The organism is Streptomyces sp. NBC_00637 (assembly GCF_045161545.1).
Classification (GTDB): Bacteria; Actinomycetota; Actinomycetes; order Streptomycetales; family Streptomycetaceae; genus Streptomyces.
In genome coordinates, this window is the sequence record NZ_CP109046.1 from 2,889,135 (window position 1) to 2,908,084 (window position 18,950).

The window sequence follows — 18,950 nt, forward strand, 5'->3', positions numbered from 1 at the left end:
GACGGGCCCGCGACGCTGTGTGACCCTCGCCCCCGGGCGGCGCGTCAGGCAGACTGTGCGCCCCCGCGTTTGCACCCTGATGCCCCCGTGTGTCGGTGGGGCATGCCACCATCGTGCGGGCGGTGACACCGGTGATACGAGACCAAGAAGAGACGATGAAACAGCAGGGCGTGCATTCTGAGGGCGCGGAAAGCACCTCTGACGCTTCGCCGCGCCCGGACACCACCGACGAGGTACACATCGACGAGGTCGAGGGCGACGAACCGCTGCTCCCCGCGCGCGTGCACCGCCCTTCCGACCTGATGCGGCTGCTGGTGGGCGTACTCGCCGTGGCCCTGCTGCTGGCCATCGCCGCCTTCGCGCACGGGACGACCTCGGGCCTCGAACAGGACATCAACAAGGGCACCGGACAGGCTCCCGATCTCCTCATCAAGATCGCGGGGCTGGCGTCCAGCATCGCGATCCTGCTGGTGCCCGTCGCGTTCGCGATCGAGCGGCTGATCAAACGTGACGGGCTGCGCATCGCCGACGGCGTCCTCGCCGCGGTCCTGGCGCACGGTGTGACCCTCGCCACCGACCTGTGGGTGGCCAAGGCCGCCCCGAACTCGATCCAGGAGGCGCTCACCCAGCCCTCCCCCGGCGACATCCACGCCCTTACCGACCCCGTGCACGGCTACCTGGCGCCCGTCATCGCCTACATGACGGCGGTCGGCATGTCCCGCCGGCCGCGCTGGCGCTCGGTCCTGTGGATCGTGTTGCTCCTCGACGCCTTCTCGATGCTCGTCACCGGCTACACGACACCGTTCTCGATCATCCTCACGGTGCTGATCGGCTGGACCGTCGCGTACGGGACGCTGTACGCCGTCGGCTCCCCCAACGTTCGCCCTACCGGACGCACGCTCATGGCGGGCCTGCGGCACGTCGGGTTCCGCCCGGTGAGCGCCGCCCGCGAGGAAGGGCCGGAGGCGGCCGAGAGCGACCGGGGCAGACGGTACTTCGTCACCCTGGAGGACGGTCCGCCGCTCGACGTCACGGTCGTCGACCGGGAACAGCAGGCCCAGGGGTTCTTCTACCGGGCGTGGCGCAACCTGACGCTGCGCGGCTTCGCCACCCGCAGCAGCCTCCAGTCGCTGCGCCAGGCGCTGGAGCAGGAGGCGCTGCTCGCCTACGCGGCCATCGCGGCAGGCGCCAACGCGCCGAAGCTGATCGCGACCTCCGAGCTCGGTCCCGACGCGGTCATGCTCGTCTACGAGCACACCGGTGGCCGCACCCTCGACTCGCTGCCCGGCGACGAGATCACCGACGACCTGCTGCGCAACACCTGGCACCAGGTGCAGTCCCTCCAGTCGCGGCGCATCGCGCACCGCCGGCTCGCGGGTGACGCGATCCTGGTGGATCGTTCCGGCACGGTCATCCTCACCGATCTGCGCGGCGGCGAGATCGCGGCCGGCGACCTGCTGCTGCGCATGGACGTCGCGCAACTGGTGACGACGCTCGGCCTGCTGGTGGGCGCCGAACGGGCGGTTGCCTCCGCGGTCGGTGTGCTCGGACCCGACGCGGTCGCGGACTGCCTGCCGATGCTCCAGCCCATCGCGCTGACCCGCTCCACGCGCGCGACGCTGCGTCGCCTGGCACGCGAGCGTGCGCAACGCGAGCGGGAGGCGGTCCTGGAGGCCTCGCAGCAGGCCAAGCAGGCCCGGCTGGAGGCGGCAGGCCACGACAGCGCGCCGGTCGTTCTCGAGAAGCCGGACAAGAAGGCCGTACGGGCGGAGGCGCGGGCCGAGAAGCGGGCACTCGACGACGCCCTGGAAGAGGCCCGCGAAGAGGACCTGCTGACGCAGATCCGGCACCAGGTGCTGCTGATCCGGCCCCAGGCGCCGGTCGAACCGGCCCGGCTGGAGCGGGTGCGGCCGCGCACCCTGATGAGCTTCATCGCCGGTGCCATCGGCGCCTACTTCCTGCTGACGCAGCTCACCCACATCGAGTTCGGTCCGCTCATCTCCCATGCCGACTGGGGCTGGGTGGCCGCGGCCGTGCTGTTCTCCGCGGTGAGCTATGTCGCCGCGGCGATGAGCCTGCTGGGGTTCGTGCCGGAGCGAGTGCCGTTCCCGCGGACCGTGGCCGCGCAGGTCGCCGGGTCGTTCGTGAAGATCGTGGCCCCGGCCGCCGTCGGCGGGGTCGCCCTCAACACCCGCTTCCTCCAGCGCGCGGGGGTGCGGCCCGGCCTCGCGGTGGCCAGCGTCGGCGCCTCACAGCTGTTCGGGCTCGGCTGCCACATCCTGATGCTGCTGTCGTTCGGCTACCTGACCGGCACCGAGAAGACGCCGTCGCTGTCGCCCTCCCGCACCGTCATCGCGGGCCTGCTCACCGTGGCGGTACTCGTGCTCGTGGTGACCTCGGTGCCGTTCCTGCGCAAGTTCGTCTCCACGCGCGTGCGGTCCCTGTTCGCCGGTGTCGTGCCGCGCATGCTGGACGTGCTCCAGCGGCCGCAGAAGCTGGTCACCGGCATCGGCGGCATGCTCCTCCTCACCGCCTGCTTCGTGATGTGCCTCGACGCGTCGATCCGCGCGTTCGGCGACGAGTCGACCTCGCTCAGCATCGCCAGCGTCGCCGTCGTCTTCCTCGCCGGCAACGCGCTCGGCTCGGCCGCCCCGACACCGGGCGGAGTCGGCGCCGTCGAGGCGACCCTGACGGTCGGTCTGATCGCGGTGGGCCTGCCCAAGGAGGTCGCCGCGCCCGCGGTGCTGCTCTACCGCCTGCTGACGCTGTGGCTGCCGGTATTGCCGGGCTGGCTGGCCTTCAACCACCTGACCCGCAAGGGCGCCCTGTAGGAAGGGCGCCGGCGCCCGTACCTCGTACGGCCCGCGCCCCGCGCGTGTGCCCGCACACGACCGCAGGATGGGATCATGCCGAACCCCTCCCGCCTGCGCGCCGCCGCCGTGACCGCCGCCGCCCTGCTGCTGTCCTCCCTGGTGGCGGGCTGTGGCGACGGCGCGCAGGACGAGGACCTGACGGCACAGAAGCCGAGCTGGAAGGACTGCCCGGCCCCCTCCCAGGCCGAGGGCGGCGGCAGCGCACCCTCCGCGCTGCCCGACGGCGACCAGTGGCAGTGCGCCACCATGAAGGCACCCCTCGACTGGGACGACCCCAAGGGCGACACGATCGACATCGCGCTGATCCGGGCCCGCACGAGCGGCGACGAGAGCCGCCGGATCGGCTCCCTGATCTTCAACTTCGGCGGCCCCGGCGGCTCGGGCGTCTCCACCCTGCCCGCCTTCGGCGAGGAGTACGCGGCCCTGCGCACCCGTTACGACCTGGTCAGCTTCGACCCGCGCGGGGTCGGACGCAGCTCCGGGGTGCGCTGCGAGGACGACCGGCAACTCGACGCGTACTTCCAGCAGGACAGCACGCCGGACGACGCCGTCGAGCGCACCGCGCTGCTGGACCACACCAAGGACTTCAACGCGGCCTGCGAGAAGAAGTCGAAGAAGATGCTGCCGAACGTGCGGACCACGGACGCGGCCCGCGACATGGACCTGATGCGCCAGGTCCTCGGCGACGCCAGGCTCTCCTACTTCGGCATCTCGTACGGCACCGAACTGGGCGGCGTGTACGCCCACCTGTTCCCCAGGAAGGTGGGGCGCGCGGTCTTCGACGCCGTCGTCGACCCGACACAGACGGCCGAACAGGGCTCGCTGGGGCAGGCCAAGGGCTTTCAGCTCGCGCTCGACAACTTCGCCGAGGACTGCACGTCCAAGACGCAGGCCTGCCCCGTCGGGGTCACCGCCGAGGATGTGAAGGCCCGGATCGCGGGGCTTCTCGAAAGCCTGGACCGCAAGCCGATCCCGGGCATCTTCCCGCGCGACCTGACCCAGAGCGCCGCGACCAACGGCATCGCGCAGGCGCTGTACTCGAAGGACTTCTGGGAGTACCTCACCGAGGGCCTGGAGCAGGCCTACGCCGGGGACGGCAAGATCCTGATGCTGCTGTCCGACCTGATGAACGGCCGCAACGAGAACGGCGAGTACAGCAACATCACGGCCGCCAACATCTCCATCAACTGTGCCGACGACAAGCCCCGCTACTCCACCGCCGACGTGCAGCAGCGGCTGCCGGAGTTCCGGGCCGCCTCCAGCCTGTTCGGGGACTACCTGGCCTGGGGCATGGTCGGTTGCACCGACTGGGCCGTCCCCGGCGCCGCCGACCATCCCGACGTGAGCGCGCCCGGAGCGGCGCCGATCCTCGTCGTGGGCAACACCGGCGACCCCGCTACCCCGTACGAGGGGGCCCGGAAGATGGTGGACGCGCTGGGCCCCGGGGTCGGGGTCGAGCTGACGTACAAGGGGCAGGGGCACGGTGCGTACGGCAGCAAGAACACCTGCGTCCAGGCGGCGGTGAACGGCTACCTGCTGAACGGCAAGGTGCCGGCCGCAGGGACCGTCTGCTCCTGACGCCGCCGCGAATTCCCGAAAACCCCCAGGTCAAAAGGTTATCCACAGGCCTCGCCGGGGTGGGCCTCACGCCGCCTAATATGGCCGGACAGCCGTTCGCCGCCGAGCGCGGACGGCCTGCGAGGGGGGAAGTGCACATGGCGCGATTCGTACGGTGGACGGCGTCGGGGGCTGTCGCCGCGCTGCTGATGACGGGTTGCAGCGGCGGTGCGTCGGACGGCGGCGACGACAAGGGCGGTACGACCGACGCGCGGCCCACGGCCGCCTCCTCGGCCGGGACCGGCACGACGGCCGCGCTGCCCGCCGCGCTGACCGGGCAGAAGCTGGACTGGGGACGCTGCAAGGCCAGCGCCGACTCCGCCGCGCCGGGCAGCGACTGGCAGTGCGCGACGCTGAAGGTGCCGCTGGACTGGTCGAAGCCGGACGGCAACACGATCGGCCTCGCCCTGGTGCGCGCCAAGTCCAGCGCTACGGGAAGCAAGCGGGCCGGCTCGCTGCTGTTCAACTTCGGTGGACCCGGCGGCTCCGGGGTCTCGACGCTCCCCTCCTACGGTTCCGCGTACTCCTCGCTCCGCGAGCGCTACGACCTGGTGAGCTGGGACCCGCGCGGGGTCGGCGCCAGCGAGGGCGTCCGCTGCCGCGCCGACAAGGACATCCAGGCCGCCGAGTCCCTCGACTCCACCCCGGACACCCCGGCCGAGGAGCAGGCGTACTTCGAGGACGCCACCACGTTCGGCGAAGGCTGCGAAAAGGCCGCCGGCCGGCTGATGGCGCATGTGTCGACGACCGACACCGCCCGCGACATGGACCTGATGCGCCAGGTCCTCGGCGACTCGAAGATGCACTACTTCGGCATCTCCTACGGCACCGAACTGGGCGGCGTGTACGCCCACCTGTTCCCGAAGAACGTGGGGCGGCTGATCCTCGACGCCGTCGTCGACCCGAGCGCCGACTCGGTGGGCCACGCGCAGAACCAGGCACGCGGCTTCCAGCGGGCTCTCGACGACTACCTGGAGTCGACGGGCCAGGACCCCGCGAAGGGCAGCAAGAAGATCGCGGATCTGCTGGACCGGATCGACACCGACCCGCTGCCCACGTCGGACGGGCGCAAGCTGACGCAGACGCTCGCGGTCACCGGCATCGTCCTGCCGCTGTACAGCAAGCAGGGGTGGCCGAGCCTGACCAGCGCCCTGAAGTCGGCGGAGGCCGGGGACGGCTCCGAACTGCTGACGCTCGCCGACGGCTACAACGAGCGGGACACCTCGGGCCACTACGGCACAACAGCCCATTCCCAACGGGTCATATCGTGCCTGGACGACAAGCAGCGGCCGACCGCCGAGGAGACGAAGAAGCTGCTGCCGCAGTTCGAGAAGATCTCGCCCGTGTTCGGCGACTTCCTGGGCTGGGACACGGCCGGCTGGTGCCACGACTGGCCGGTGGCCGGGCAGTACGACACCCCGGAGGTGAGCGCGGCGGGTGCGGCGCCGATCCTGCTGGTCGGCAACACCGGGGATCCCGCGACGCCGTACGAGGGTGCGCGGAAGATGGCGGACGAGCTCGGCAAGGACGTCGGTGTGCTGCTCACCTGGAAGGGCGAGGGGCACGGTGCGTACGGCAGCGGGAGCGACTGCGTGGACTCGGCGGTCGACGCGTACCTGTTGAAGGGGACGGTCCCGAAGGACGGCAAGGTCTGCTCATGACGACGGCGGGGGCTTCGCGCACTCGTGGTACGCGAAGCCCCCGCCGATCGGACCGGGTACCCCGGTGCGCGAAGGGAACAGCCGGGTCAGTAGATCGGCTTGCTCGGCTCGATCTGGTTGACCCAGCCGATCACGCCGCCTCCGACGTGCACGGCGTCCGAGAAGCCCGCGGACTTCAGCACCGCGAGTACTTCCGCACTGCGGACACCCGTCTTGCAGTGCAGGACGATCTTCTTGTCCTGCGGCAGGCCCTCCAGGGCGGTGCCGAGCAGGAACTCGTTCTTCGGGATCAGCTTGGCGCCCGGGATGGAGACGATCTCGTACTCGTTCTGCTCGCGGACATCGATGATCTCGATGGCCTCACCCTCGTCGATCCACTCCTTGAGCTGCTTGGGAGTGATCGTCGAGCCGGCCGCCGCCGCCTGGGCCTCCTCGGAGACGACGCCGCAGAAGGCCTCGTAGTCGATGAGCTCGGTGACGGTCGGGTTCTCGCCGCAGACCGCGCAGTCGGGGTCCTTGCGGACCTTGACCTGGCGGTACTGCATCTCCAGGGCGTCGTAGATCATCAGACGGCCGACCAGCGGCTCGCCGATGCCCGCGAGGAGCTTGATCGCCTCGTTGACCTGGATGGAGCCGATCGACGCGCACAGCACGCCGAGCACGCCGCCCTCGGCGCAGGACGGGACCATGCCCGGCGGCGGGGGCTCCGGGTAGAGGCAGCGGTAGCAGGGACCGTGCTCGGACCAGAAGACCGACGCCTGGCCGTCGAAGCGGTAGATCGAGCCCCAGACGTACGGCTTGTTCAGCAGCACGCACGCGTCGTTGACCAGGTAACGGGTCGCGAAGTTGTCCGTGCCGTCGACGATCAGGTCGTACTGGCTGAAGATGTCCATCACGTTGTCGGCCTCGAGCCGCTCTTCGTGCAGGACCACGTTCACGTACGGGTTGATACCCAGGACGGAGTCGCGGGCGGACTCGGCCTTGGAGCGGCCGATGTCGGCCTGGCTGTGGATGATCTGCCGCTGGAGGTTCGACTCGTCGACCTCGTCGAACTCCACGATGCCGAGCGTGCCCACGCCCGCAGCGGCCAGGTACATCAGCGCCGGCGAGCCCAGGCCGCCGGCGCCCACACAGAGCACCTTGGCGTTCTTCAGCCGCTTCTGCCCGTCCATCCCGACATCGGGGATGATCAGGTGGCGGGAGTACCTGCGTACCTCGTCTACGGTGAGCTCAGAGGCTGGCTCGACCAGGGGTGGCAACGACACGGGGACTCCGTTGGTCGGTCGATCACTACGGTTGTTCTCCCCGTAACACTGCCACGGCCTTCTTCATTCCGAGACACCCGTTCCGATACGCGAGACGAGTTCGTCCCAGTAGCCGGGCATGGCCTCCCAGGGGTCGACGACACCGCCGCGGTCGGTGCCGTCGGTGAACCAGATCGTCGCGGCGCCCTGCCAGCGGGCGATGCGCAGCGCCTCGTCGAGGTGGCCGCGCGGCACGCCGTGCACGAGGTGGCAGAAGCGCTCGGGCGGGTGCTCCGCGGTCCACTCGGCCACCTGCGACCAGCGGTAGTCGCTCCACGGGCCGGAGAAGGTGACGACCTGGTCGGCGTGCTCGGCGTAGCCGGGGTACGGGTGGGTGCCGTGGCCGAGGACGATGTGGGGCGCCTCGCCGAGGGTGCGGAGCGTTCCGATTCTGCGGCGCACCTCGGGAAATGCCGTGCGTCCGGCCGGGCAGCGGTCCAGCAGGAAGCCGTCGACCTGGTACCAGTCGCGGTGGAGCCGTGCGTCGGAGATCACCTCGGCGAAGGGGCGGGCGCCGTAGCGGGTGTCGACGCGCCCGAGGACCCGGACACCGGCGTTGCGCAGCCGGCCCGCGGCTTCCAGGCAGCGCGGGTCGGGGCGGACGCCGGGGCCGTCGGCGACGTCGAGGACGACCCAGTGCAGAGGCCTTCCGGGGCGGGCGAGTTCGCGCCACTCGGCCGGCGCGAGAAGGGGATGCGCGATACCGGGGACGCCGAAGCCGGTGCGGACGTCGGTGGTGCCGGCGGCGCTCGCCGTGCCCGCCGGGGTTCCGGTCAGATACGACATGCCGCCTCCATCCAGATGTCGGCGAGGGATTCCTCGAGGTTGATGCGGGGCCGCCAGCCGAGCCGGTCGCGGGCGGTGCGCACATCGGCCTGCTGCCAGCTGCCGCAGCCGTCCGGATACGGGTACGCGACGGGGCCCGCGTGGTCGGACTCGAGACGGGGATGGCCGATGGAGGGCCTGAGATGGCCGCCGGGCGGCCCGTCGAGTTCGTGCAGGGCGCCGCCGTACCCGGCCACGCGCGCGAGGATCGAGGCGGCGTCGCGCAGGCGGACGGCGCGGCCCGAACCGATGTTGATGACGCCCTGCGCGGCGGACAGCGAGGCCGCGTGCACGGCGCGCGCGACGTCCCGGACGTCGATGAAGTCGCGTTGCACGCCGAGCCCGCCGAGCTTGAGCTCGCCGTCGCCGGACTGCATGGCGCGGCGCATGGCCTCCGCGAGCCGGCCCAGCGGGGACCCGGCGGGCGTGCCAGGACCGGCGGGCGAGAAGACCCGCAGCACGACGGCGTCCAGACCGGAGCCGAGGACCAGTTCGGTGGCGGCGAGTTTGCTGACGCCGTACGGGCCGCCGGGACGGGGCACGGCGTCCTCGGCCGTCGAGGAGCCGGGCTGGCTCGGGCCGTACTCGGCACCGCAGCCGATCTGCACCAGCCGCGCCCCGCAGCCGCTGCGCCGCAGGGCCTCACAGACGGTGGCGACGGCCACGGTGTTGTGCCGGGTGAGTTCGCGGGCGCCGCCCCGGGTGGTGCCCGCGCAGTTGACGACGACCTGGGGGTGGACCGCGTCGAGGAAGCGGGTGAGCGCGCCGGGGCTGCCGGACGCGAGGTCGAAGCGGACGTCGGCGTCGTCGCCGCGGCCGAGCGCGGTGAGCTGGACGGCCGGGTCGGCGAGCAGACGGTCGGCGACGAAACGACCGAGGTAGCCGTTGGCTCCGATCAGCAGGACCCTCATCGTGCGGCTCCCGGGGTGTGCGCCGGGGCCGTCGCCGGGGCCGCGGGGGCTCCGGTCGCCACGGGTCCTCCGGCTGCTCCCGCGACCGCGGGGGCGCCTGTGACCGCGGGTGCGCCTGGGACCGCGGGTGCCCCGGTATCTCCGGTCGCTCCGGATCGGGAGGTGGTCATCCGGTCTCTCCTTCAAGCGTGTTGTGGTGGGCTGCGGCTGGGGGGAGGTACGCGTGCGTCGCGAGGTCCTGACGCGGTGGGGGATGCGCCGCACGCGGTGGCCGAGACACCGACGGCAGGCGTCGGAGGGGCGGGCGGTTGCGGGGGCGGACGCGGGCTCCGGCTCGGGTCGGCGCGGCCGGCCCGCTCGACCCGGCCGGCCCGCTCGACCCGGCTGATTCGCTCGGCCCTGCTGCTTCGTCGAACGCGGCTGACTGGTCCAGTACGGCTGACTCGTGGACCACGGCCGGTCCGCTCCGCGCGGCCGACCCGCTCGGCCCGGCTGGCTCGTCGAACACGGCTGACTCGTCGAGCCCGGCTGACTCGTCCAGTACGGCCGGTCCGCTCCGCACGGCCGACCCGCTCGGCCCGGCTGGTCCGCTCCGCACCGCTGGCCCGCTCCGCACCGCTGGTCCGCTCCGCACGGCTGGTCGGTTCAGCACCGCTGGTCCGTTCAGCACGGCTGGTCCGTTCGGGCGTGGGCGGAGGCCCTGGTCAGCGTGCGGGTCGCGTGGAGGAGCAGGGTCAGCGCGGCGGCCGAGCAGACCAGGGTCGGGACACCGGCCGGGCCCCAGGCGGCCACGAGGCTCTCCACGGGGGTGCCCAGGAAGCCGCAGCCGGGAAGGCGGGCGGCGAAGACCGTGGCCGGGGCGAGCGCCTCCGCCGTGCCGACGGCTCCGATGACGACCGCCGGGGCGTGAGTGAAGCCGTGCACGGTGAGGAGACGCGCGAGGAAGAGGACCGCGCCCAGGGCGAGGGTGTGGCCGTACTCGGCCGGCTCGCCCAGGACCGCGGCGCACAGCGGGGTCAGCGCGGCCGTCGCGCACAGGAACAGGGTGAAGGTGGCGAGCAGCAGCGGCTGTACGGAGGCGGCGAACTCCTCCAGACCACGGCTGGTGTCGAGGCGGCGCCTGGCGCGCACGGCGAGGAGGTGGGCGCTCCAGGCGGCCGGCGCACAGGCCAGGGTGAGGGTCAGCAGCGGAGCGGCGGCGAAGGGCCAGGGGCCGGCCGCCGTTCCGTCGGGCAGACCGTCGGGGCCCCCGGCCACGGCGGCACGCAGAAGTCCGTCGCCGACGGTCGCGTAGCCGAGGAGCCAGCAGGTCCAGGCGCCCGTCCGGGGCCTGCCGGGGTGGGCGCCGCGGTGTGGGCTCAACGGCCCCCGGCGCAGCACCGCACGCAGGGCGAGGGCGACGGCGAGGATGCCCGCGACGGCGACGAGCAGACACGTGCGCCCGTGGGTGAGGCGCACACCGGTCACGGCGGCGCCGCACAGGACGCCCGGCAGGAGGGTGAGCAGCGCCCGGTCCAGGCGGGGCCGCGGGGCCGTCGTGACCGTGGGGGGCGGGGTCGCGTCGCCGTCGCGCGGAACGCGGGCGTACATCTCCTCCGCGAGGGAGAAGACATCCCGGTGCCGGAAGCGTGCCGCCGTGCGGTCGGTGACCCCGTGGGCCTCCAGGCCCGCCGCGATCTCCAGCGGGTCGACGGCACGTTCGCACAGCTCACGGTGACGGTGCATCAGCGTCTTCACCGGGTCCGCGGCGCCCCGGCGGGAAGCGGCGGGCCTGTGCCCCTCGGCGCCGGTTTCACCGCGCGCCGCGCGGCTCCCCGGGGTCTGCGCGGCCCCCGCCGCCTGCGCCGTGCCCGGAGTTCCCGGCCGGTCCATTTCCTCCAGCCCGCTCATCGTGCCCCCTCCGGCGCGGCGATCGGCCAGGTCTCCCGTGCCGGCGGGTCCGTCGCCCAGCCCGGGACGGGTCGGGCGGTGACCGGCGTGTCCAGGTCGGTCCAGTGGTCCGGCAGGCATGCTTCGGCCGGGACGGCGAACGGACGCGGATCACCGTCGTCGAAGGTGGCTCGCCGCATCGGGGTCCGGGCGACGAGCTCCAGGTAAATGCCGTGAAATGCCGTGATGTTCTGCTCGACCGTGAAGAGTTCGAGGGCTCGGGCGCGGGCGGCCGCGCCCAGGCGCGCACGGCGCTCGGGGTCGCGCAGCAGCGCCACGCACGCCTCCGCGAGCGCCCGCGGATTGCGCGGCGGCACGACCAGTCCGGTGCCGCCGATGACCTCGACCACCGCGCCGACGTCGGTCGACACGGTCGCGCGGCCGCAGAACATCGCCTCGACCAGACCGACCGGGAACCCCTCGACGACGCTGGACAGGACGACCACCGCGCCGGCCGCGTACGCCTCGGCGAGGGTGGGCGCCTCCGGTCCGCCGATCTCCTCGAAGGACACCGGGTTGTCGCCGACGGCGTGCGGTCCGTCCGCCTCGTCGGGGAAGAGCTGGGCGGCCAGCACCTTGCAGTGCCCGAGGTAGGCCTGGCCCTCCGCCCCGGCCGGCGCGCCGATGATCCGCAGGCGCGTGTGCGGTTCCTCCTTGCGGAGTTCCGCGAAGGCGTGGAGCAGGGAGACCAGGTCCTTCGCCGGTTCCACCCGGCCGATCCAGACCAGGGTGTGCGGATCGGCGGTGTCGAGGGAGTCGCCCACCTCGGCGAAGCGGGAGGCCTCCATGCCCGGGTAGACGGTGCGCAGTTTGGCGCGGTCGGCACCGCATCGCTCCTGCCAGCGCCGGGCGTGGGTGTTCCCGGGGGTGACGCATGCCGCCTGCCGGTACACCTCGGCGGCGAGTCTGCCGTGGAGGGCGGCGACCAGGGCGCGTACGGCGGGAGCCGCCTCGGCGGACGGGGCGCTCGCGGAGCCCTCGGCCGAGGGGTTCGTCCCGGAGTTCAGATAGTGCGTCCGCAGCCGGACCCCGTATTCGGTGACCAGCAGGGGCACGTCGAAGAAGTGCCGCGCGAGCAGCCCGGGCAGGGCCGCCGCACCGCCTGAGGCGGCATGGCACAGGTCGACCGCGCCGAGGCCCTCGCCGCCGTCGCCGCCGTGTCCGTCCCCGTACCAGTCGAGCGAGAGGGGGCGCAGGGCGCGTTCGAGATGCGCGGCGACGGCCAGCAGCTCGGGTACGCGCGCCTCGCGCGCCGTACGCAGCGCGCCGGGCGCGCGACAGGCACGTTCCAGGGCGCGCACGGCATTCTCCGAGCGGAGTGCGCCCACCAGACCGCCCTCGTCCCGGGCGAGTTCGGCGAGGCCGTACAGCGCGTTGGCGAAACGGTCCGCCTGAGCGGTCGGAGCGGCCCCCGCGGGGCCCGCCGGGGTCGGGGGGTCCCCCTCGCACAGCGCGGTCACCAACTCGCCGTAGGACTCCGCGAAGCGCCGGCGGGCGCGCCTGCCGTAGGCGATCCCGTCGTCCTCGGCCGTCCACAGCGGCGCCGTACGCACCCGGATGACCTGCGGCGGAAGCTCGACCCAGCCCGCTTCCTGCTGGTGTTCGGCACGGCCGAGCGCGTAGACGTCGAACTCGTGCTGCCCGAGCCCGCGCACGAGCCGGTCGCACCAGAGTCCGGCGTCACCGCTCAGATACGGATAGCCGCCCTCCGTCAGCAGTCCGATGCGCACGCGCACTCCCGATCTCCCGTTTGGGGAGCCGCCGTTGACCCGGCGGCTCGCAGCGGGACGAACGTATGCGGACAAGGTGGTGGTGCGGCGGACGGTTGTCCGTCGCACCACCAAAAGGGGTGAACGGTCGTAACTTTCCCGTGCGGGTCGCGTTCGGTCGCGCTAGGAGATCATCCGACTGCGAAAGGTCACACCGCGGGACCTCTTCGCGGCGGCATGGGCGCCGAGGGCCGGCGCGCGGCCGGGTTCGCGCCGCGGTCGCCGAGCGGGGCGGCGACCCTCGGGAGGGGACGGTCCGCCTCCGGGGCTCAACTGCTCGGGTAGGGCCAGGCGTTGGGCAGGCAGTGGATTCCGTCGTGGTCGAGGAACTTCGTCTGCTGCTGCATGACCGGAGCCAGCTCGCCGTCCTTGTCGCAGGTGACATGGCTGTAGCCGAGGCGGTGGCCGACCTCGTGGTTGATGAGCATCTGCCGGTAGGCGTACATCTTGTCGCCGAAGGTCGCCGAGCCCTGGGCCCACCGGTAGGCGTTGATCATCACGCGCTCGGTGGCCGCCGAGTCGCAGGAGACGTTGTCCTCCGTGGTGTCCAGACCGGACTTCGCACACCACTCGGCGGTGGTGCCCGGGCTGGCGAGCGTGATGACGAAGTCGGGCTCGCCCGACTGGATCCGCTCGAAGGTGCGGGCACCGTCGTGGGCCCAGCTGCGGTCGTCGTTGAGCGTCTGCTGTACCGCCTGCGCGAAGAGTTCCCCGTCGAGTCCGAGGCCCTGCTCCACGTCCACGCGGTAGGTGTACTTCTGCCCCTTGCCGGGCGCCTTGGCGACGCCCGCGACGGCGTCGAACTTCCCCGACCCCTCGAGCTTGGCGCCGAGCGCGTACTTCGCGTCCATCCGCTGCGCGTACGTCAACGTGGCCGCGGCGCCGGGCGCGCCGGACACACCGGCGGACACGGACGGGCTCGGCCGGGTGTCCCCGCGGCCGGCGCCGTCGGCGGCCGCACGCGTCTGTCCGGAGGCGGACCGCGACTGCACGGACTCGTCGTCCCGCCCGGTGGCGACCTGCCCGGCCACCACCACGGCCAGCACCGTGGTGACGGCGGCGGCCGCGATCCCGGCGAACGCCCGTCCCTTGACCCCCTGGGCGGTCACGGGCCCACCGCCGCGCGGCGCGTCGTCGCCCCCGTCGGCGCCGGCCGGGGCCGCCGTACGGGAGACGGTGTTCCGGTCCGGGCCCGCGGTGTAAGGATCCTGCACGCGCGTGGCCGCGGACGGCGTTCTCGCACGTGTGAAGACATCCTCGTCGTCCTCGCCGAAGGCGTCGAGGTAGTCCTGTCGCGGTCCCTGACGGGAACCTTGACGGGTGCCTTGACGCGGGCCGTCCTGGGGCATGGGTCGCTGACGCGGTATCACGGGCTGCCCGGTACCCGCTGATCGTCCTCTCAAGTCACCCCAGCCACCCCCGCCCTCACGCTGCTCGGGGTGACCGCCCCTCACCTGCGGGAACCCATGCGCCGGCGTTCCGTCGGCAGACGGAAAGCGGGGCACTCCGTGCGAAGGGGTTCCGTCATACCCCGGGGACGGCGCCTGGACGCGGGCGCCACGCGGATCCCCCTGGAGAGGCGGCTCCGGGGAAGCCCCCTGCGACGCGCCCTTGGAGCCGCCTTCGGCGGCACTCTTGGGCGCGGGTCCACGCCGGCTGTGGCGTCCCACGTAGGTCTCAGCCTCCCGAGGTCTCGGTCGCGGTCGCGGTGTCGGCGAGAAGCTCCCGGAACGCCATCGCCACCGTCTCGGGATACTCCATCATCGCCACGTGCCCGGCGTCGGGCAGCGTGAGCAGACGGGAGTCACGGAAGGTACGGGCGGCCCGCTGCGCCATGCGGAAACCGACGAGCTGGTCGCGACCACCGTAGACCAGGAGGGTCGGGGCGAGGACACGTTCGGCCTGGCGCCACAGCCCGTGCTGACCGCCCAGCGTGTACGCGCTGAGCAGGCCGCGCGTGGAACGCGTCAGCGCGTCCCAGAAGTACGGCAGCCGAAGACGCCGCTCCAACTCCTCCACCGCATGGCGGAACGCGTCCGGGCTGACCCGCCCGGGATCGCCGTAACAGAGCGCCGTGACGCCGCGGACGCGCTGCTCGGCCGTCCACTCCCGGGTGAACCTGGTGAAGAGCGCGGCCACGCCGGGCAGCCCGACCAGTCCGGTGGGCAGCGCCGTCCGCTGCACCCGCAGTTCGGGCAGCGCGGGCGACACCAGCGTCAGCGTCCGCACGAGATCGGGCCGGACCGCGGCGACGCGTGTGGACACCGCGCCGCCCAGCGAGTTGCCGAAGAGGTGCACGGGCCCGCGGTCGACGGCGTCGAGGTAGCGGATGACGGCACGCGCGTGTGCCGTGATGGAGTAGTTGCCGTCGTCCGGCGGCGGCGAGTCGCCGAAGCCCGGCAGATCCACGGCCTCGCTCGCCACCAGCCCGTCGAGCAGCGCCATCAGCGCGGACCAGTTCTGCGAGGAACCGCCCAGGCCGTGCACGAACAGCGCGGGCTCGAGCCCCTCGCGCGCGGGCGGCCTGGAACGGACCGTGAGCGTGACGCCCGGCAGCCCGACCGACCGGAGCCGCTCGCCCTCGGCGACCCGCACCGCGATCGCCTTCGGCAGCACACTGGTGGGCGGCACGGAGGGGAACTCGGTCGAAGACATGCGGGCAATGTTACGAGACGATCACGCGCGCTTTTGTGTGTTCGCCGTCACAGGCACGGGTCGTGCGCGCCCCGGGCGGGAACCTCATCGGCACCGCGCCCGCGCCCATACCGTCGCGAATCGGGGGCACTCCGCACAGCGATCGCATGGCGTCCGAAACGGGTGTCTCCTAGGCTCGTATCCAGGGCACCCGCTTGTGGCCCCTGCACCTCGCAGGGACGTTCGTAGGAAGGGAGCCCACCATGGCCGTTGACCCCACCGACCCGGAGACGTTCGAGGAGGACGACGACTTCGGGGAGATCGACGTCGAGGCGCCGGAGAACGACGCCGTCGAGCAGTACCAGGACGTCACCCCGGAGCGCGACGACTCCCTGGAGGACGCGGATCCCGCCCGGGCCGACGAAGCCGATCTCGTCGAACAGGCGCGCGTCGTCTCCCTCGACGAGGACGACTATCGCTGACATGCGCCGAGCTGGAGCGGGGCGGAGTATGCCCGTAACATCCCGATCCGAAACTGTTTACACCGCTTTTGCCGTCGTCCAGTCCGTGAAATTCTGCACGCGCACCGCGCACACCAGGGTTACCGAAAAGTACGATGGCGGCGCGGCGCTCACCGCATGAGGACCACTTTGGGAGGCGGCGTGACAGCCATCGAGCAGACAGAGGCGGCGCGCCCGCGAGGCACCCGCCTGCCGCGCCGTGCCCGTCGGAACCAGCTGCTGGGCGCCGCCCAGGAAGTCTTCGTGGCGCAGGGGTACCACTCCGCGGCCATGGACGACATCGCCGAGCGGGCAGGCGTCAGCAAGCCGGTGCTCTACCAGCACTTCCCCGGCAAGCTCGACCTCTACCTGGCGCTGCTGGACCAGCACTGCGAGTCGCTGATCCAGGCCGTGCGCGGCGCGCTCGCCTCGACGACGGACAACAAGCAGCGCGTCCGCGCGACGATGGACGCGTACTTCGCGTACGTCGAGGACGACGGCGGTGCCTTCCGCCTGGTCTTCGAGTCGGACCTGACGAACGAGCCCGCGGTACGCGAGCGCGTCGACAAGGTGACCACCGAGTGCGCCGAGGCGATCTGCGAGGTCATCGCGGAGGACACCGGCCTCTCGCGCGCGGAGTCCATGCTGCTCGCCTCGGGTCTGGGCGGCCTCGCCCAGGTCGTGGCGCGGTCCTGGCTGCACAGCGACCGCAGCGTGCCGCGCGACCAGGCGGTGCAGTTGCTGGCGTCGCTGGCCTGGCGGGGCATCGCCGGTTTCCCGCTGCACGGAACCGATCAGCACTGACCCGCGGGGGCGCCCGGCCGTTTGTTCCCGCCCGCTGTTCGCTCCTGGCGTGGACGGCCGCGCCGTGAACGTCCCCTCACCGGGCTAATGTGTGCAGCGTACGGCGCGGACGCCCGCGCACCTCATGACCGTCGGAGGGACATAGCCGTGGAGGTCAAGATCGGCGTGCTGCACGCACCCCGCGAGATCGTTCTGGAGAGCGGTCAGACTCCCGAGGAGGTCGAGCGCGTGGTGGCCGAGGCCCTGGCCGGAAAGTCGCAGCTGCTCAGCCTCGTGGACCAGCACGGCCGCAAGGTCCTGGTCCCGGCCGACCGCCTGGCCTACGTCGAGCTGGGCGAGCCCGCTCCGCGCAAGGTGGGCTTCGGCGCTCTGTAGGCGAAGCAACGGAAGTGGGGCCCGGCGACCGATCGGTCGCCGGGCCCCACTTCCGTTCTCACCCCGGGAGTTCTCGACGTCCGCCGTTCTCGACGTCCGCCGTTCTCGACGTCGGGCGTTCTCGACGCCGGCCTTCGTGCAGGTTTCGCCGTCGGCGTCCTCTCCACAGACGGAGCACAAGTCGGCCACAGAGGAGGATTGCATTCCGCAGGTCACGGGTATGACGGGCTACGACCCTGGTGCACAGCCCCAACCGTCCGGGAGGGACCTGAATGATCTTGGAAGCGCTCGGCTCCGCTGTGCTCGGTCTCGTGCTCGCGTGGGCGGCGGTCCACCGCTTCTCCCACCGTCTGCCGGTCCGCACCCTCGTCTTCGCGACGGGCGTCGCCGGAGCCCTGTTCGGTGACTTCGTCACCCACAGCGCGCTGGGCCCCGGCCCCGCCGTGGCGAGTCTCCTCGGCGCGGCGATCGTCTCCGCCGCCTCGCTCTCCCTGCTGCTGCGCCCCGCCGGCCGACTCCGCCGGCGGTCGGCCACCGCGTAAGTCCGGCAGCGGCCGGCGCGCCCGGGACCCGTCCCGGGCGCGTCCCGCGTCCGTCCTAGGCCGCCAGGCCCAGCGCCGCCATCCGCTTGGTGTGCGCCTCGGTGATCCGCGAGAACATCCGGCCGACCTCGGCGAGGTCGAAGCCGTCCGCGACACCGCCCACCAGCATCGTCGACAGCGCGTCGCGGTCCGCGACCACCCGCTGGGACTGCGACAGGGCCTCACCCATCAGCCGCCGCGCCCACAGCGCGAGCCGTCCGCCCACGCGCGGGTCGGCGTCGATCGCACCGCGCACCCGGTCCACGGCGAAGCCGGCGTGACCGGTGTCGTCGAGCACGGCCAGCACCAGGGCGCGGCTGTCGGTGTCCAGGCGCACCGCGACCTCGCGGTAGAAGTCGCTGGCGATCGAGTCCCCGACGTATGCCTTGACGAGGCCCTCGAGCCAGTCCGACGGGGCCGTCTGCCGGTGGAAACCGTCGAGCGCGGCGACGAACGGCTCCATCGCCTGCGTCGGTTCCTCACCGATCTCGGTGAGCCGGTCGCGCAGCCGCTCGAAGTGGTGGAACTCGGCCGACGCCATCTTCGCCAGCTCCGCCTTGTCCTCCAGCGTGGGCGCCAGCTTGGCGTCCTCCGCGAGCCGCTCGAACGCCGCCAGCTCGCCGTACGCCAGCGCACCCAGCAGATCCACGACCGCGGCCCGGTACTGCGGGTCGGCCGAGGCCGTCCCCCAGTCCTGGGCGGCGATGCCGGTGGCGGTGTTCTCGGGCTTGTCAGAGGTGGTCATGAAGCGCACAATAGCCCGCTCGTCGCACGGGGGAAGTCCCTGGTCATTCAGTGTGACAACGAAGACGTACGGGACCACCCCCACCACTGTGACAACCACAACGTGACCGAATCGGCCATCGCGTGTGCGCGAATCCGGGGTATGGTGGTAATGCGCCTGCCGAATATTCGACGGGCCGCACGTATGAGGATGCCCGGTCGGTGGCCCGATCGGCTCCGACCCGACAGCCCTCCTCGCCCGTACGGCACTGTGCGTACGGAGACGCGGAGGGGACCCCCTCAGCGGTACGAGCGCTAGAGCGTCGGCAGAGGTCCCGTGTCCTGACGGCTGGCCCGTGAGGCAGCCGACGACCCCCGGCACGGTCCTGACACGACCCCCGCGCTCGCCTCGCACCGCGCACACAGAAGAGGCAGCACCCTGAC

Annotated in this window: 15 protein-coding genes; 7 read left to right on the forward strand and 8 right to left on the reverse strand. The window is 72.2% G+C overall.

All coding sequences use genetic code 11. The features are described from left to right. The first annotated feature begins 155 nt into the window (after window positions 1–155). The 3 genes from OG440_RS12285 to OG440_RS12295 all read left to right on the forward strand — a co-directional run bounded on the left by OG440_RS12285 (window position 156) and on the right by OG440_RS12295 (window position 6,151). Window positions 156–2,831, forward strand: a complete 2,676-nt coding sequence (locus tag OG440_RS12285; protein WP_406006879.1) for a flippase-like domain-containing protein — start codon at window positions 156–158, stop codon at window positions 2,829–2,831. 75 nt (window positions 2,832–2,906) lie between these two features. Continuing rightward, entirely contained in the window at window positions 2,907–4,451 is a 1,545-nt protein-coding gene (locus OG440_RS12290) for an alpha/beta hydrolase (RefSeq protein ID WP_406006880.1), read from the forward strand. Window positions 4,452–4,588: 137 nt separating this feature from the next. After that, window positions 4,589–6,151 carry an alpha/beta hydrolase gene (locus OG440_RS12295; RefSeq protein WP_406006881.1) on the forward strand — a complete coding sequence of 521 codons (1,563 nt, stop codon included), beginning with the start codon at window positions 4,589–4,591 and terminating at the stop codon, window positions 6,149–6,151. A gap of 86 nt (window positions 6,152–6,237) precedes the next feature. Here OG440_RS12295 and moeZ read toward each other — a convergent pair whose 3' ends face one another. From moeZ to OG440_RS12330, 7 genes are all read right to left on the reverse strand, one after another. After that, a complete protein-coding gene (gene moeZ, locus OG440_RS12300) occupies window positions 6,238–7,416 on the reverse strand; it encodes an adenylyltransferase/sulfurtransferase MoeZ (RefSeq protein ID WP_406006882.1) in 1,179 nt (392 codons plus the stop codon). A gap of 63 nt (window positions 7,417–7,479) precedes the next feature. After that, window positions 7,480–8,241 carry a spherulation-specific family 4 protein gene (locus OG440_RS12305; RefSeq protein ID WP_406006883.1) on the reverse strand — a complete coding sequence of 254 codons (762 nt, stop codon included), beginning with the start codon at window positions 8,239–8,241 and terminating at the stop codon, window positions 7,480–7,482. Next, window positions 8,229–9,191 (reverse strand): NAD-dependent epimerase/dehydratase family protein, encoded by a 963-nt coding sequence (locus OG440_RS12310; protein ID WP_406006884.1) that lies wholly within the window; start codon window positions 9,189–9,191, stop codon window positions 8,229–8,231. The genes OG440_RS12305 and OG440_RS12310 overlap by 13 nt, the downstream gene beginning before the upstream one ends. 663 nt (window positions 9,192–9,854) lie before the next feature. Further along, window positions 9,855–11,081 (reverse strand): hypothetical protein, encoded by a 1,227-nt coding sequence (locus tag OG440_RS12315; protein ID WP_406006885.1) that lies wholly within the window; start codon window positions 11,079–11,081, stop codon window positions 9,855–9,857. Beyond that, entirely contained in the window at window positions 11,078–12,850 is a 1,773-nt protein-coding gene (locus tag OG440_RS12320; RefSeq protein ID WP_406006886.1) for a DUF3492 domain-containing protein, read from the reverse strand. The genes OG440_RS12315 and OG440_RS12320 overlap by 4 nt, the downstream gene beginning before the upstream one ends. Window positions 12,851–13,158: 308 nt before the next feature. After that, window positions 13,159–14,559, reverse strand: coding sequence for a DUF3152 domain-containing protein (locus OG440_RS12325; protein WP_406006887.1), 1,401 nt, complete (start codon window positions 14,557–14,559; stop codon window positions 13,159–13,161). A 7-nt stretch (window positions 14,560–14,566) separates the two neighbouring features. Next, complete coding sequence (locus OG440_RS12330; RefSeq protein ID WP_406006888.1) at window positions 14,567–15,544, reverse strand: alpha/beta fold hydrolase; 978 nt, start codon at window positions 15,542–15,544, stop codon at window positions 14,567–14,569. Window positions 15,545–15,786: 242 nt separating this feature from the next. Between OG440_RS12330 and OG440_RS12335 the strand changes: the two genes are divergently transcribed. From OG440_RS12335 to OG440_RS12350, 4 genes are all read left to right on the forward strand, one after another. Further along, window positions 15,787–16,005, forward strand: a complete 219-nt coding sequence (locus OG440_RS12335; protein ID WP_406006889.1) for a hypothetical protein — start codon at window positions 15,787–15,789, stop codon at window positions 16,003–16,005. Between the two features lie 180 nt (window positions 16,006–16,185). Further along, window positions 16,186–16,827 carry a TetR/AcrR family transcriptional regulator gene (locus OG440_RS12340; RefSeq protein ID WP_020130830.1) on the forward strand — a complete coding sequence of 214 codons (642 nt, stop codon included), beginning with the start codon at window positions 16,186–16,188 and terminating at the stop codon, window positions 16,825–16,827. A 147-nt stretch (window positions 16,828–16,974) separates the two neighbouring features. Further along, entirely contained in the window at window positions 16,975–17,202 is a 228-nt protein-coding gene (locus OG440_RS12345) for a DUF3107 domain-containing protein (protein WP_020130831.1), read from the forward strand. Window positions 17,203–17,474: 272 nt separating this feature from the next. Continuing rightward, window positions 17,475–17,744 carry a hypothetical protein gene (locus tag OG440_RS12350; protein WP_406006890.1) on the forward strand — a complete coding sequence of 90 codons (270 nt, stop codon included), beginning with the start codon at window positions 17,475–17,477 and terminating at the stop codon, window positions 17,742–17,744. Window positions 17,745–17,799: 55 nt separating this feature from the next. On the opposite strand, the gene OG440_RS12355 is transcribed toward OG440_RS12350, so the two are convergent. Further along, entirely contained in the window at window positions 17,800–18,537 is a 738-nt protein-coding gene (locus tag OG440_RS12355) for a ferritin-like fold-containing protein (protein ID WP_406006891.1), read from the reverse strand. Window positions 18,538–18,950: the final 413 nt, after the last annotated feature.